General features: G+C 61.1%; 16 protein-coding genes. 6 read left to right on the top strand and 10 right to left on the bottom strand.

Annotated features, from left to right (window positions below; translation table 11 throughout):
• Positions 1 to 196 precede the first annotated feature (196 nt).
• The 3 genes from infA to aat all read right to left on the bottom strand — a co-directional run bounded on the left by infA (position 197) and on the right by aat (position 1,974).
• Positions 197 to 415 (bottom strand): translation initiation factor IF-1, encoded by a 219-nt coding sequence (infA, locus tag AC07VV_RS08080; protein ID WP_002553999.1) that lies wholly within the window; start codon positions 413 to 415, stop codon positions 197 to 199.
• Between the two features lie 112 nt (positions 416 to 527).
• Positions 528 to 1,235, bottom strand: a complete 708-nt coding sequence (locus AC07VV_RS08075; protein ID WP_096822650.1) for an arginyltransferase — start codon at positions 1,233 to 1,235, stop codon at positions 528 to 530.
• Positions 1,236 to 1,293: 58 nt separating this feature from the next.
• Positions 1,294 to 1,974 (bottom strand): leucyl/phenylalanyl-tRNA--protein transferase, encoded by a 681-nt coding sequence (gene aat, locus AC07VV_RS08070; protein WP_192558400.1) that lies wholly within the window; start codon positions 1,972 to 1,974, stop codon positions 1,294 to 1,296.
• Positions 1,975 to 2,509: 535 nt separating this feature from the next.
• On the opposite strand from aat, the gene AC07VV_RS08065 reads away from it, so the two are divergent.
• From AC07VV_RS08065 to cysG, 6 genes are all read left to right on the top strand, one after another.
• A complete protein-coding gene (locus tag AC07VV_RS08065; RefSeq protein ID WP_102622714.1) occupies positions 2,510 to 4,918 on the top strand; it encodes a DNA translocase FtsK in 2,409 nt (802 codons plus the stop codon).
• Positions 4,919 to 4,996: 78 nt separating this feature from the next.
• Positions 4,997 to 5,617 carry an outer membrane lipoprotein periplasmic chaperone LolA gene (gene lolA, locus AC07VV_RS08060; protein WP_007958184.1) on the top strand — a complete coding sequence of 207 codons (621 nt, stop codon included), beginning with the start codon at positions 4,997 to 4,999 and terminating at the stop codon, positions 5,615 to 5,617.
• A gap of 24 nt (positions 5,618 to 5,641) precedes the next feature.
• Positions 5,642 to 6,964, top strand: coding sequence for a replication-associated recombination protein A (locus AC07VV_RS08055; RefSeq protein WP_102622713.1), 1,323 nt, complete (start codon positions 5,642 to 5,644; stop codon positions 6,962 to 6,964).
• A complete protein-coding gene (gene crcB / locus AC07VV_RS08050; RefSeq protein ID WP_096822646.1) occupies positions 6,964 to 7,338 on the top strand; it encodes a fluoride efflux transporter CrcB in 375 nt (124 codons plus the stop codon). Before AC07VV_RS08055 ends, crcB begins: the two co-directional genes overlap by 1 nt.
• Before the next feature lie 15 nt (positions 7,339 to 7,353).
• Positions 7,354 to 8,634 (top strand): serine--tRNA ligase, encoded by a 1,281-nt coding sequence (serS, locus tag AC07VV_RS08045; RefSeq protein WP_192558399.1) that lies wholly within the window; start codon positions 7,354 to 7,356, stop codon positions 8,632 to 8,634.
• Positions 8,635 to 10,029, top strand: coding sequence for a siroheme synthase CysG (gene cysG / locus AC07VV_RS08040; protein WP_495035910.1), 1,395 nt, complete (start codon positions 8,635 to 8,637; stop codon positions 10,027 to 10,029).
• Between the two features lie 42 nt (positions 10,030 to 10,071).
• On the opposite strand, the gene AC07VV_RS08035 is transcribed toward cysG, so the two are convergent.
• The 7 genes from AC07VV_RS08035 to AC07VV_RS08005 all read right to left on the bottom strand — a co-directional run bounded on the left by AC07VV_RS08035 (position 10,072) and on the right by AC07VV_RS08005 (position 14,320).
• The gene (locus tag AC07VV_RS08035; protein WP_495035909.1) at positions 10,072 to 11,073 is read right to left on the bottom strand and encodes a glutathione S-transferase family protein; all 1,002 of its coding nucleotides are present in this window, start codon (positions 11,071 to 11,073) and stop codon (positions 10,072 to 10,074) included.
• Positions 11,074 to 11,164: 91 nt separating this feature from the next.
• Entirely contained in the window at positions 11,165 to 12,166 is a 1,002-nt protein-coding gene (locus tag AC07VV_RS08030) for a glycosyl transferase family protein (RefSeq protein ID WP_495035908.1), read from the bottom strand.
• Positions 12,163 to 12,498: a TusE/DsrC/DsvC family sulfur relay protein gene (locus tag AC07VV_RS08025; RefSeq protein ID WP_085732133.1), complete on the bottom strand. Its 336-nt coding sequence runs from the start codon at positions 12,496 to 12,498 to the stop codon at positions 12,163 to 12,165. The genes AC07VV_RS08030 and AC07VV_RS08025 overlap by 4 nt, the downstream gene beginning before the upstream one ends.
• Positions 12,495 to 12,788, bottom strand: coding sequence for a sulfurtransferase complex subunit TusB (gene tusB / locus AC07VV_RS08020; protein WP_495035907.1), 294 nt, complete (start codon positions 12,786 to 12,788; stop codon positions 12,495 to 12,497). Before tusB ends, AC07VV_RS08025 begins: the two co-directional genes overlap by 4 nt.
• Positions 12,788 to 13,144, bottom strand: coding sequence for a sulfurtransferase complex subunit TusC (gene tusC, locus AC07VV_RS08015; RefSeq protein ID WP_495035906.1), 357 nt, complete (start codon positions 13,142 to 13,144; stop codon positions 12,788 to 12,790). The genes tusB and tusC overlap by 1 nt, the downstream gene beginning before the upstream one ends.
• A 1-nt stretch (position 13,145) precedes the next feature.
• The gene (gene tusD / locus AC07VV_RS08010) at positions 13,146 to 13,538 is read right to left on the bottom strand and encodes a sulfurtransferase complex subunit TusD (RefSeq protein WP_102622718.1); all 393 of its coding nucleotides are present in this window, start codon (positions 13,536 to 13,538) and stop codon (positions 13,146 to 13,148) included.
• 77 nt (positions 13,539 to 13,615) lie between these two features.
• Positions 13,616 to 14,320: a YoaK family protein gene (locus tag AC07VV_RS08005; protein ID WP_495035905.1), complete on the bottom strand. Its 705-nt coding sequence runs from the start codon at positions 14,318 to 14,320 to the stop codon at positions 13,616 to 13,618.
• Positions 14,321 to 14,345: the final 25 nt, after the last annotated feature.

Here is a 14,345-nt window from a genome sequence, read left to right as displayed (position 1 = left end):
CGGATAGATGAAAGCAAGCCAACCACTCATCAAAAAACAGTATTGCAGAAAAGGGGGTAACCATAGATGTAAGAGCGAAACCGCCAGCGGCAGCACCCGAAGCAACGGATATGCCCCCAAAACTCAAGCACAAAGAACCAAACCCCAGACAAACAAAAACGCCCGGCATTAAGCCGGGCGTCTTGTATTGACTTGATTAGCGAGCGCGGTAAGTAATACGCCCTTTGCTCAAGTCATAGGGCGTCAGCTCGACGCGCACTTTGTCACCGGTAAGAATACGAATGTAGTTCTTGCGCATCTTGCCGGAGATATGCGCGGTTACGACGTGCCCATTTTCCAACTCCACACGAAACATGGTGTTGGGCAGGGTGTCGACGACAGTGCCTTCCATTTCGAAGCTGTCTTCTTTCGACATGCAGTAAAGCCCTCGGTGTCCAATGAATGGCCCGGTGCAACTGCGCCAGGCAAAAGCGGCGTGCATTGTGCCCGAAAAATGGGGTTTACGCCAAGGGGTTTAGGGCTTGCATTCAGTTCAGGATGACCCAGCGCTGATTAATCAGCAGTTCGATCGGTCGATATTGGGTCTTGTAGTTCATCTTTTTGCAGTTTTTGATCCAGTAACCCAGGTACACCGCCTCGAGCCCCAGCCGCTGGGCCTCGCCGATCTGCCAGAGGATGGCGTAGCGCCCCAGGCTACGACGCTCTTCCTCCGGTTCGTAAAAGGTGTAGACCGCCGACAGACCGTTGGGCAGCAGATCGGTGACGGCGACCGCCAGCAACCGTCCGTCGAGCCGGAATTCGTAGAAGCGTGAGAAGGGCAGGTCGCGAACCAGAAAAGTCGAGAATTGATCACGGCTCGGCGGGTACATATCGCCGTCGGCATGGCGTTGTTCGATGTAACGCTGATAAAGATCGAAATATTCTTCGCTGAAACCAGGCTTGACCGGGCGCACCTGCAAGTCGGCATTGCGTTTGAAAATGCGTTTTTGCTGCCGATTGGGGTTGAACTGCGCCACCGGAATGCGCGCAGGCACGCAGGCATTGCAGTTCTGGCAATGCGGGCGGTACAGGTGATCGCCGCTGCGACGAAAGCCCATTTCCGACAGGTCTGCGTAGACATGCACATCCATGGGCTGGCTCGGGTCGAGAAACAGGGTCGTGGCCTGCTCCTCGGGCAGATAACTGCAAGAGTGAGGCTGAGTGGCATAAAACTTCAACCGCGCCAACTCGGTCATGATCAACCCTCGGGGGTAAGCTGGTGAATTAAGTGTAAGCCACGCGCGCAAAAGTCGCTCAGCAAACCCAGGTGGCAAGGTTGGGTTGATCGAGGTGCCGGGCCAGATATTCGGCAAATGCGGGGCGGGAGATCGCCCGGGCACCGAGGCTGTGCAGATGATCGGTAGGCATCTGGCAGTCGATCAGTACGAAACCCGAGTCTTTGAGGTGTCGCACCAGCGTGGCGAAGCCGTACTTGGAGGCGTTGTCGGCGCGACTGAACATCGACTCGCCAAAAAACAATTGGCCCATCGCCAGGCCGTAGAGTCCGCCGACCAGTTCGCCCTGTTCCCACACTTCCACCGAATGGGCGAAGCCGCGCTGGTGCAGTTCGACGTAGGCGTCCTGCATGGCCTGGGTGATCCAGGTGCCGTCGGCGTAATCCCGTGGTGCGGCACAGGCGCGAATGACCGCCTCGAAATCCTGATCGAAAGTCACTTGATAGCGTTGCTGGCGCAGGAGTTTGCCGAGGCTGCGCGAGACATGCAGTTCGTCGGGAAACAACACGGTGCGCGGATCCGGCGACCACCAGAGGATGGGCTGGCCTTCGGAGAACCACGGAAAGCAGCCATGGCGATAGGCCTGGATCAGGCGATCGGCGGACAGGTCGCCGCCGGCCGCCAGCAATCCGTTGGGATCGCGCATGGCCTTTTCCAGTGGCGGGAAAGTCAGTGAATTGCGTTGTAACCAAGTCAGCATGGCGTCCAGGCTTGCAGAAGGGGAGGGCAGCGGGCCGCTGGGCCCGTTGCAAAGTGTGCCGTTAAATAACGCGAATGTCCTCCCGAACCTGCTCGATGATTGCGCGGCTGCAACTTGGTCGGGCAGGCGTGGTCGTAGACGGGCATCGAGCGCGAACTTGCAGAGTGTTCGGGAGTGCGTCTAATGAGGGCATTTGGCCGTCATGAGCGATCAGATGGGGATGCTTCGCTACGTTCATCAAATACACCTCATAAGCCTTTGTCACAAAAGACAATGCATGCTCAAATTGCGTCGCAGGTTTTGTCTGCTTGGCTATGCTTGAACCTGGGGCTCGAAGCATGGCATCGCACGCGCAAACCCGTACAATGCCGGGCTGTTACAGAATATTCGCAGTGTGCCGTGTTTATAAAACACGGGGCGCAGTGTTAAAAGTAGTCTCAGTTGTGCCCGTCAATTTTTTTACCTGCCTGGATTGGGCAGTTTTTTATCGTCATTCAATAGATGGACGCGCCTCTGGCGCAGGAAAAGAAGCGTTTTGAAGAAATCCACCGCAGCACCAAAAACAGTCGTCCCGCTCTGGCGCCAGCAATTGCACTACCGACTCAAGGAAGGTGCATTGATCGCCATCGGTGCCTTGTGCCTGTTCCTGATGATGGCCTTGCTGACTTACGGCAAGGACGATCCGGGCTGGAGCCACAACAGCAAGATCGACGACGTGCAGAATTTCGGCGGCCCGGCGGGCTCCTACAGCGCCGACATCCTGTTCATGGTGCTGGGTTACTTCGCGTACATCTTCCCGCTGCTGCTGGCGATCAAGGCGTATCAGATCTTCCGTCAGCGCCACGAACCCTGGCAGTGGAGCGGCTGGCTGTTCTCCTGGCGCCTGATCGGCCTGGTGTTTCTGGTGCTGTCCGGCGCTGCGCTGGCGCACATTCATTTCCACGCGGCCACCGCGTTGCCGGCCGGTGCGGGTGGCGCGCTGGGTGAAAGCCTCGGTGATCTGGCTCGCAACGCCCTGAACATTCAGGGCAGCACCTTGCTGTTCATCGCGCTGTTCCTGTTCGGCCTGACCGTATTCACCGACCTGTCGTGGTTCAAGGTGATGGACGTTACCGGCAAGATCACCCTCGACCTGTTCGAACTGTTCCAGGGCGCGGTCAACCGCTGGTGGTCGGCGCGGACCGAGCGCAAGCAACTGGTCGCGCAATTGCGTGAAGTCGATGACCGGGTGCACGACGTGGTCGCCCCGACAGTCACCGACAAGCGTGAGCAGGCCAAGGTCAAGGAGCGTCTGATCGAGCGTGAACAGGCCCTGAGCAAGCACATGTCCGAGCGCGAGAAACAGGTTCCGCCGGTCATCGCTCCGGCCCCGGTCAAGGCGCCAGAGCCAAGCAAGCGCGTGCAGAAAGAGAAGCAGGCGCCGCTGTTCGTCGACAGTGCCGTGGAAGGCACCTTGCCGCCGATCTCGATTCTCGATCCTGCGGAAAAGAAACAACTCAATTATTCGCCCGAGTCCCTGGCGGCGGTCGGTCACTTGCTGGAGATCAAGCTCAAGGAATTCGGCGTCGAAGTCACTGTGGATTCGATCCACCCCGGCCCGGTCATTACCCGTTACGAAATCCAGCCTGCCGCTGGCGTCAAGGTCAGCCGTATCGCCAACCTGGCCAAAGACCTTGCACGTTCGCTGGCCGTAACCAGTGTGCGGGTGGTGGAAGTCATTCCGGGCAAGACCACGGTCGGTATCGAGATTCCCAACGAAGACCGGCAGATCGTGCGCTTCTCCGAAGTGCTGTCGACCCCCGAGTACGACAACTTCAAGTCGCCGGTCACCCTGGCCCTGGGCCACGACATCGGCGGCAAGCCGGTCATTACTGACCTGGCGAAGATGCCTCACTTGCTGGTGGCCGGTACGACCGGTTCCGGTAAGTCGGTGGGCGTGAACGCGATGATCCTGTCGATCCTGTTCAAGTCCGGCCCGGAAGACGCCAAGCTGATCATGATCGACCCGAAGATGTTGGAATTGTCGATCTACGAAGGCATTCCGCATCTGCTGTGCCCGGTCGTGACCGACATGAAGGACGCCGCCAACGCCCTGCGCTGGAGCGTTGCCGAGATGGAGCGCCGTTACAAGCTGATGGCGAAGATGGGCGTGCGAAATCTGTCCGGCTTCAACGCCAAGGTCAAGGAAGCCCAGGACGCCGGCGAGCCGCTGAGCGATCCGCTGTACAAGCGCGAAAGCATCCACGACGAAGCGCCGCTGTTGCAGAAGTTGCCGACCATCGTTGTGGTCGTGGACGAATTCGCCGACATGATGATGATCGTCGGCAAGAAGGTTGAAGAGCTGATCGCCCGTATCGCTCAGAAAGCGCGGGCCGCCGGTATCCACCTGATCCTTGCGACCCAGCGTCCGTCGGTTGACGTGATCACCGGTCTGATCAAGGCCAACATCCCGACGCGGATGGCGTTCCAGGTATCGAGCAAGATCGACTCCCGGACCATCATCGACCAGGGTGGCGCCGAACAACTGCTTGGCCACGGTGACATGCTCTACATGCCGCCGGGCACCAGCCTGCCGATCCGGGTTCACGGCGCCTTCGTGTCCGACGATGAAGTTCACCGGGTGGTGGAAGCCTGGAAGCTGCGCGGTGCGCCGGAATACAACGACGACATCCTCAACGGTGTCGAAGAGGCGGGCAGTGGTTTCGAAGGCAGCAGCGGCGGCGGTGATGGCGATGATCCGGAAGCCGACGCACTGTACGACGAAGCCGTGCAGTTCGTACTGGAAAGCCGCCGCGCCTCCATCTCCGCTGTACAGCGCAAGCTGAAGATCGGTTACAACCGTGCCGCGCGCATGATCGAAGCCATGGAAATGGCCGGGGTCGTGACGTCCATGAACACTAACGGTTCCCGCGAAGTCCTGGCCCCTGGCCCGGTACGCGACTGATTCGATACCCTGATTCACATGCAAAGGACGGTGCATGAAGCGCCTTCCACTTTCCCACGAGTATTCAAGAGGACTCCCATGCGTCTTATCCGCATGCTGCTGCCAGTACTGGCTCTGACCACCCTCACGGCTCACGCCGATGACAAGGATGTGGCACGCCTGACCCAATTGCTGGAAACATCCAAGACCCTGACCGCGAACTTCTCCCAGCTCACCCTCGACGGCAGCGGCACCCAGTTGCAGGAAACCACTGGCGACATGACCCTGCAGCGTCCGGGCCTGTTCTACTGGCACACCAATGCCCCCGCCGAGCAGACCATGGTCTCCGACGGCAAGAAAGTCACCCTGTGGGACCCGGACCTGGAACAGGCCACCATCAAGAAACTCGATGAGCGCCTGACCCAGACCCCGGCCCTGTTGCTGTCCGGTGACGTATCGAAGATCAGCCAGAGCTTCGACATCAGCGCCAAGGAAGCCGGTGGCGTGATCGACTTCACGCTGAAGCCGAAAACCAAGGACACCCTGTTCGACAGCCTGCGTCTGTCGTTCCGTAACGGTCTGGTCAATGACATGCAATTGATCGACAGCGTCGGCCAGCGCACCAACATCCTGTTCACCGGGGTGAAGGCCAACGAAGCGGTCCCGGCCTCGAAGTTCAAGTTCGACATCCCGAAGGGTGCCGATGTGATCCAGGAATAAACACAGAGGTTTCAACGGTACGTGATGGATCTGTTTCGCAGTGCACCGATTGCCCAGCCACTGGCCGCCCGTTTGCGGGCGACCAATCTGGATGAGTACGTCGGTCAGGAACACGTGCTCGCTCGCGGCAAACCTCTGCGCGAAGCGCTGGAGCAGGGTGCCCTGCATTCGATGATCTTCTGGGGCCCGCCGGGCGTGGGCAAGACCACGCTGGCGCGGCTGCTGGCGGAAGTCTCGGATGCGCATTTCGAAACGGTTTCGGCCGTATTGGCCGGCGTAAAAGAGATCCGTCAGGCGGTGGAAATCGCCAAGCAGCAGGCCGGCCAATACGGCAAGCGCACGATCCTGTTTGTCGACGAAGTTCACCGCTTCAACAAGTCCCAGCAGGACGCTTTTCTGCCTTACGTTGAAGACGGCACGCTGATCTTCATCGGGGCAACCACCGAAAACCCTTCCTTCGAATTGAACAACGCGTTGCTGTCGCGGGCCCGGGTCTACGTACTCAAGAGCCTCGACGAGGCGGCGTTGCGCAAACTGGTGCACCGCGCACTCACCGAAGAACGCGGTCTGGGCAAGCGCAATCTGACCCTCAGCGATGAAGGCTTCCAGATGCTGCTGTCCGCCGCCGACGGCGATGGCCGGCGCTTGCTCAATCTGCTGGAGAACGCTTCGGACCTGGCCGAAGACAACAGCGAGATGGGCACCGAGCTGCTGCAAAGCCTGCTCGGCGATACGCGTCGGCGTTTCGACAAGGGCGGCGAAGCGTTCTACGACCAGATTTCCGCGCTGCACAAATCGGTGCGCGGCTCCAATCCGGACGGCGCGTTGTACTGGTTTGCGCGGATGATCGACGGCGGCTGCGATCCGCTGTATCTGGCCCGCCGCGTGGTGCGCATGGCCAGCGAAGACATCGGCAATGCCGACCCGCGCGCCCTGAGTCTGTGCCTGGCAGCATGGGAAGTGCAGGAGCGTCTCGGCAGCCCCGAGGGCGAACTCGCCGTGGCCCAGGCCATCACGTATCTGGCGTGCGCACCAAAAAGCAACGCGGTGTACATGGGCTTCAAGACCGCGCTGCGGGCCGCTGCCGAACATGGCTCGCTGGAAGTGCCGCTGCACCTGCGCAACGCACCGACCAAGTTGATGAAACAATTGGGTTATGGCGACGAATACCGCTATGCCCACGATGAACCGGACGCCTACGCGGCCGGCGAAGACTACTTTCCGGAAGAGCTCGACCCCATCCCGTTCTACCAACCGGTGCCCCGTGGCCTGGAACTGAAGATTGGCGAGAAGCTCAACCACCTCGCCAAACTCGATCGTTTAAGCCCCCGGCAGCGGAGAAAATAGTGATTCGAACGATTCTTGCGGTGTCCGTGGCGGGCATCGCTGGTACATTACTGCGTTTCGCGGCTGGCAATTGGGTCAGCGCCAATTGGCCCCGGCATTTCTATGCGGCAACGCTGGCGGTCAATCTGGTCGGCTGTCTGATCATCGGCCTGCTGTACGGACTGTTTTTGACCCGGCCGGAAGTGCCGATCGAAATCCGCGCCGGTCTGATCGTCGGTTTTGTCGGCGGTCTGACGACGTTTTCATCCTTTTCACTGGATACGCTGCGTTTGCTGGAAAGCGGACAGGCCCTGATAGCCTTCGGTTATCTGGGCATCAGCGTGTTCGGCGGCCTGCTCGCGACCTGGGCTGGCCTGACTTTGACCAAACTTTGATAACGAGAAACCGACATGCTCGATTCCAAACTGTTACGTAGCAACCTCCAGGACGTAGCGGACCGCCTGGCTTCCCGTGGCTTTGCCCTGGATGTCGCGCGCATCGAAGCGCTGGAAGAACAGCGCAAGACCGTCCAGACCCGCACCGAAGCACTGCAGGCTGAGCGTAACGCGCGTTCCAAATCCATCGGTCAGGCCAAGCAGCGCGGCGAAGACATCGCGCCGCTGATGGCGGACGTCGAGCGCATGGCGGGTGAACTGAGCGCCGGTAAAGTCGAGCTGGACGCGATCCAGACCGAACTGGATTCGATCCTGCTGGGCATCCCGAACCTGCCGCACGAATCGGTACCGGTTGGCGAAGATGAAGACGGCAACGTTGAAGTCCGCCGCTGGGGTACGCCGACGGCCTTCGATTTCCCGGTTCAGGATCACGTGGCCCTGGGCGAGAAGTTCGGCTGGCTCGACTTCGAAACCGCCGCCAAGCTGTCCGGCGCACGTTTCGCGCTGCTGCGTGGCCCGATTGCCCGTCTGCACCGCGCACTGGCGCAGTTCATGATCAACCTGCACGTCACCGAGCACGGCTACGAAGAGGCCTACACGCCTTATCTGGTTCAGGCCCCGGCGCTGCAAGGCACCGGTCAACTGCCGAAGTTCGAAGAAGACCTGTTCAAGATCGCCCGCGAAGGCGAAGCCGATCTGTACCTGATCCCGACCGCCGAAGTGTCGCTGACCAACATCGTGGCCGGTGAAATCGTCGATTCGAAACAACTGCCAATCAAGTTCGTTGCCCACACTCCGTGCTTCCGCAGCGAAGCCGGCGCGTCGGGTCGTGACACTCGCGGCATGATCCGCCAGCACCAGTTCGACAAGGTCGAGATGGTGCAGATCGTCGAGCCGTCGACGTCGATGGACGCGCTGGAAAGCCTGACTGCCAACGCCGAGAAAGTCCTGCAACTGCTGGGTCTGCCTTACCGCACCCTGGCGCTGTGCACCGGCGACATGGGCTTCAGCGCGGTCAAGACTTACGACCTGGAAGTGTGGATCCCGAGCCAGGACAAATACCGCGAAATCTCGTCGTGCTCCAACTGCGGCGACTTCCAGGCCCGCCGCATGCAGGCGCGTTTCCGTAACCCGGAAACCGGCAAGCCTGAGCTGGTACACACCCTGAACGGTTCCGGTCTGGCGGTCGGTCGTACGCTGGTTGCCGTGCTGGAAAACTACCAGCAGGCCGACGGTTCGATCCGTGTGCCGGACGTGCTGAAGCCGTACATGGGTGGCCTTGAGGTCATCGGCTAAATGAAATATCTGCCGCTGTTTCACAACCTGCGCGGCAGTCGTGTGTTGGTCGTCGGTGGGGGGGAAATTGCTTTGCGCAAATCCCGCCTGCTGGCCGATGCCGGTGCGCTGCTGCGGGTGGTCGCACCTGAAATCGAAGCGCAACTGCGTGAACTGGTTGCCGCCAGCGGTGGCGAATGTCTGTTGCGCGGTTACGTCGAAACGGATCTGGACGGTTGCGGGCTGATTATTGCCGCTACCGACGATGAAGCCTTGAACGCGCAAGTTTCCGCCGATGCTCATCGGCGTTGCGTGCCGGTCAACGTGGTGGACGCGCCTGCGTTGTGCAGCGTGATCTTCCCGGCGATCGTTGATCGTTCGCCGCTGATCATTGCGGTCTCCAGCGGCGGCGATGCGCCGGTGCTGGCCCGGTTGATCCGCGCCAAGATCGAAACCTGGATTCCTTCGACCTACGGCCATCTGGCCGGTCTGGCCGCGCGGTTTCGCGATCAGGTCAAAGGCCTGTTTCCCGATGTGCAGCAGCGTCGCGGTTTTTGGGAAGACGTGTTCCAGGGGCCGATTGCCGACCGCCAGCTGGCCGGGCAGGGCGCCGAGGCCGAGCGTCTGTTGCAGGCGAAAATCGATGGCGAGGCGAGTGTTACCACTGGCGAGGTGTATCTGGTCGGCGCAGGGCCGGGCGATCCGGATCTGCTGACCTTCCGCGCCTTGCGTCTGATGCAGCAGGCCGATGTGGTGCTGTACGACCGCCTGGTGGCGCCGGCGATTCTTGAGCTGTGCCGTCGCGATGCCGAGCGTGTTTACGTCGGCAAGCGTCGCGCCGATCACGCCGTACCGCAGGATCAGATCAACCAGCAACTGGTGGATCTGGCCAAGGCCGGCAAGCGTGTAGTGCGGTTGAAGGGCGGTGATCCGTTCATCTTCGGCCGTGGCGGCGAAGAGATCGAGGAGCTGGCGGCCCATGGCATCCCGTTCCAGGTGGTGCCGGGCATCACCGCGGCCAGCGGTTGCGCGGCGTATGCCGGGATTCCGCTGACTCATCGCGATTACGCGCAGTCGGTGCGTTTCGTCACCGGGCACTTGAAGGACGGTTCCACCGATCTGCCGTGGGCCGACCTTGTCGCGCCGGCGCAGACGCTGGTGTTCTACATGGGTCTGGTGGGGTTGCCGATCATCTGCGAGCAGTTGATCAAGCATGGTCGTGCGGCCGATACCCCGGCAGCGCTGATCCAGCAGGGCACCACGGTCAATCAGCGGGTCTTCACCGGCACGCTGGCCGACCTGCCGCGTCTGGTGGCGGAGCATGAAGTCCATGCGCCGACGCTGGTGATCGTCGGTGAAGTGGTGCAACTGCGCGAGAAACTGGCGTGGTTCGAAGGCGCACAGGCGCAGGTCTGAGCCTGAAATGATCGTTCCCACCCAGTGGGAACGATCATGCTTTCAACCTCTGCGCCAAACCCCTTTCCCGCCCAACCGGTCCCGGTCATGGGCAACAGTGAAATCCTGCTTCGGCCCCTTCGGCACCACCCCGGTCGGGTTGATGGTCTTGTGGCTGCCGTAGTAGTGGTTCTTGATGTGCTGGAAATCCACGGTCTCGGCAACGCCCGGCCACTGGTACATCTCACGCAGCCAGTTCGACAGGTTCGGATAATCGCTGATCCGCCGCAGATTGCATTTGAAGTGCCCGTGGTACACCGCATCGAAACGAATCAGCGTGGTGAACAACCGCACGTCCGCCTCGGTCAGATATTCACCCGTCAGATAACGGTTGGCGCCCAGCACCTGCTCCAGATGATCGAGTTCGGCAAACACCTCGTCGAACGCTTCTTCATAGGCTTTTTGCGAGGTGGCAAACCCGGCGCGATACACGCCGTTGTTCACGGCAGGGTAGATCCGCTCGTTCAACGCATCGATCTCGCCACGTAACGGCGCCGGATAGAAGTCCAGATCGTTGCCGGTCAAGTCATCGAAGGCGCTGTTGAACATGCGGATGATTTCCGCCGATTCGTTGCTGACGATACGCTTGAGCTTCTTGTCCCACAGCACCGGCACGGTGACGCGGCCGGTGTAGTCGGCGGTGTCAGCGGTGTAGCGCTGGTGCATGAAATCGAAGTGGTCGAGTTTGTCGCCGGTCGAGCCGAGGTTCTGGTCGAAGGTCCAGCCGTTTTCCAGCATCAGCCAACTGACGACGGAAACGTCGATCAGACTTTCCAGGCCCTTGAGCTTGCGCAGGATCAGCGTGCGATGCGCCCACGGACAGGCGAGGGAGACGTAGAGGTGATAACGCCCGGCCTCGGCGGCAAAACCGCCTTCACCGCTCGGGCCGGGCTCGCCATTGCGAGTGACCCAGTTACGACGCTGCGCCTGTTCGCGCTGGAACGCGCCGTCTTTGCTGCTTTCGTACCACTTGTCCTGCCAGCGGCCATCGACGAGTAAACCCATGATCAAGACTCCAGAAACCCATAATCGTTGGAGCTGAGTCTATTCCGATGAGTTCGAACAAAAAGCGCAAAGATCGGGCGTAAATGATCGGTTAAATCGATTTGTTCCGTGCGGCCCAGTATTGCTCGGCGGTTTCGAAGGCTTGTTCGCGGCTTTGGCCAAGGCCTCGCAGGGCCAGGGCCATGGTCGAAATCAGCGCCATTTGCGGGTAGCTGTCTTCCACGTCGCCACGCCAGACGGCCTTCAGATGCTCAATATCCAGCGACGCCGGTTTGACGTGGCGTTGCGCCGACAGCTGCGGCCATTCTTCGTCCCAGCTCTCGCCGCCGGTGGTGCCGTACAGGTGACTGTCGGCATCCGGGTTGATCTCGATTTCGCCGCCATCACCCTTGATCACGATTGCCGTGTCGCCGAGCAGACCACTGGCATCGCGGTGCACCGCTTGATAGCCGGGGTGGAAAATACTCTGCAAGCCGCAACGCGCGCCCAGTGGATTGAGGATCCGCGCCAGCGAGTGAATCGGCGAGCGCAGGCCGAGGGTGTTGCGCAGATCGATCATTCGTTGCAGCTGCGGTGCCCAGTCCACCAGCGGCATGAACGCCAGACCGCCGTTGTCCAGCGCCGCGCCGACCTGTTGCCAGTTGCGGCACAACGGAATGTTCAGTTCACCGAGCAGTTGTTCGGAGTACAAACGCCCGGCGGTATGGGCGCCGCCGCCGTGCATGAAGATACGTAAACCGTTCTGTGCCAGGCACTTGGCTGCAAGCAGATACCACGGCAGGTGACGTTTCTTGCCGGCATAGGTCGGCCAGTCCAGATCGACCTTCAGTGCTGGCGCCTGCAAGCGTTCGCGCAGGGCTTCGGTGAAGCCGGCCATTTCCTCGGCGCTTTCTTCCTTGTGCCGCAGCAGCATCAGGAAGGCGCCGAGCTGGGTTTCTTCGACCGCTTCGTCGAGGACCATGCCCATGGCTTCCCGGGCTTCCTCGCGGGTCAGGTCGCGGGCGCCGCGCTTGCCCTTGCCGAGGATGCGCACGAACTGGGCGAACGGGTGCTCGGCGGGTGTTTCGAGGGTCAGCGCTGGATAGTCGGTCATAGGCAATTCGTCGGTTTGGGCAGGCCCGCCAGTTTCGCGGCGAGTTTGGCAGGGGTGCCTTTGAACAGTCGGTTCAGGTGCAGGCTGTTGCCTTTCTCTGCGCCGAGCTTGAGCGCGGTGTACTTGATCAGCGGCCGGGTAGCCGGGGACAGCTGGAATTCGGCATAGAAACTGCGCAACAGTTCGAGGACTTCCCAGTGTTCGGCGCTCAGCTCGATGTCTTCGGCAGCGGCGAGGGCGCTGGCGACTTCGGCCGACCAGTCGTTCAGGTCGACCAGGAAGCCGTCCTTGTCCAGTTCGATGGCGCGGGCGCCGACGGTCAGCGCATTCATAGCCAGCTGTTGACCTTGTCGTGGTGGATCGACAGCTCGACGAAGGCCGGGTAATCGATGGCTTCAGCCCAGTCCGGAACTTGCACGGCGCGGGCTTGCGCGTCTTCGGCCAGAACGAAGAGTTTCACCCGGCGGGTTTCCAGTGCAATGAATGGCGCGGTGCCGGGTTGCAACGCGTAAGCGGCATCGCCAGACAGCAGCAGCGCATCGGCAGCACCTAGCAGGCGCAGGCAACTGGTCAGGCGTTCGTCACCGAACGGGGAATGAGACAACACATGCAAAGTCGACATCAGAGGGTGATCACCTGATCGTAACGGTCAATGAGGGCGGTGATTTCATCGGCGGCCAAAGGCTGAGCCTCCTCCAGCGAACGATCGCCGAGGCCGCGAGCATTGGCGCTGTCGGCGCAGTAGAACAGCGCTTCGACACCGAACATCGGCAACGCTTGCAGGTTGGCGCTCAGGTCTTTCTGTTGCAGGGCCTTGGCGTTCTGCCCGGCGGCCAGTTGCAACACGCCGTCGTCGAGAAACAGCAGGCCGATCGGCAGATCGAAGGCGCCGCCGGCCAGCACGATGTCCAATGCTTCGCGGGCACCGGGGCCGGACCACGGCGATTGACGGCTGATAATCAGAAGGGACTTGGCCATGTCATGCGCCTCCGAAACAGATCAGACGGTCGGCGTCCTGAACCGCGTCATGCAACTGGCCGAGGCCGGACAATTCCCACGGTGCGCTGACCGCCACCGCATCACGCTGATAACGCCCGGCTTCCTCGGCATTCAACACGCCACGGCGCAAAGCGGCGGCGATGCACACCACGCCGTCGAGGTTTTGTTCGGTGATAAACGTTCGCCACTGTTTGGGCAGGTCCAGTTCGTCCTGCGGCGTGACCACGGCGTCGGACGCGTTGTAGACACCGTCCTGATAGAAAAACAGCCGGACTATTTCATGCCCGCCGGCCAGCGCGGCCTGAGCAAACAGCAGGGCGCGGCGCGAGGAGGGCGCATGGGCGGCGGAAAACAACGCTATGGCGAACTTCATGACGGACTCGATCAGCAAAACTGCGGCCATGATAAAGCTTTCTCGGCGGGGCGGCGAAGTGGATGTTGCCGCAGACTTCAGCGCGGCATGTACCCCAACTGCCAGCGCCGGGGGATTTTCAGCGAGACCAGGCCGATCAACGCAGCCAGCAAACCGCTGGCGTACAGCGCTTTGAGCCCCAGGTGATGCTCCAGCACGGCACCGAGGATGGCGCCGATGAACATGCCGCTCCACGGCACCAGTTGCACGCGCCAGCCATTGCGCCGCTCGCCCATTATCCAGCGCCCCAGACCGCGCCCGAACCGCGAGAGTGCACCGGTGACATAGGTCAGTCCGACCGCCAGACCGTTCACTTCTTCCACTGCGGCATTGAGCATGCCCATGGCGGTGATTGCCGCCAGCAGTGCCGGCAGTTGCACCTCGGACGGCCAGGCGGCGGCCCCGCACAGCAGCGTCGCGATGCACAGCAGCAACGGCAGTGCGCGGCGCCCGCCGAGGCGCCCGATCACCACGCCGAGGGCGTTGCCCAGAATGAACGTCGCGACCAGGATCACCAGCCGCAGCGTCAGACTCACATCGCCATCACTGATCGCCACCGCCAACCGTGTGGTGTTCCCGCTCATGAATGAAACGAAGTCACCACTGGCCATGAAGCCGATGGCATCGGTCATCCCCGCCAGGACCGAGAGCGCGGCCACCATTGCCAGCCCTACGCGACCGCGCCATTTCTGCATATGCAAGTGGCCGGGGCTGGCGCGGTGAGTCGAGAGGGTGGGCAGCATTGGCGCGGATGTCCTTGCGTAGAGG

Source organism: Pseudomonas sp. GW821-FHT02C04, assembly GCF_059421845.1.
The sequence above is the reverse complement of the archived record's forward strand: the minus strand, read 5'-3'. Positions and strand labels throughout refer to the sequence as shown.